The organism is Streptococcus oralis (genome assembly GCF_001588645.1).
Taxonomy (GTDB): Bacteria; Bacillota; Bacilli; order Lactobacillales; family Streptococcaceae; genus Streptococcus; species Streptococcus oralis_AB.
The window spans coordinates 1-265 of the sequence record NZ_LAYF01000061.1 but is presented as its reverse complement, the minus strand read 5'-3'; the positions used below and the strand labels follow the sequence as shown (position 1 = coordinate 265).

The 265-nt window shown below is 52.8% G+C and carries 1 protein-coding gene; it reads right to left on the bottom strand.

Annotated features, from left to right (window positions below; genetic code table 11):
- On the bottom strand, positions 1-265 hold a 265-nt coding region (locus A0739_RS09840; RefSeq protein ID WP_155718986.1), incomplete at both ends, for a hypothetical protein.

Here is a 265-nt window from a genome sequence, read left to right as displayed (position 1 = left end):
ATATTGGCCTAGGTCGTTGATTAAATAGATGGTATGGTCTTCGATACCCATCTCATCCTTATCCGGCTGGTAGTCTGCCCCTGACCAGGCTGACTGGAAGAGTTCATAGACTTCATTATTGCCGACCTGCAGATAGGCCCGTCCTGTCTGGGTGATCTCTGCCGCATCTGGCGTCTTAAGCATTTCCATCGAGTCCGTCCGGTCTGCCACCTTGAGCGCTAGCTTAAAGCGGGAGTTGGACCAGATCTGGTCATCCACCACCCCA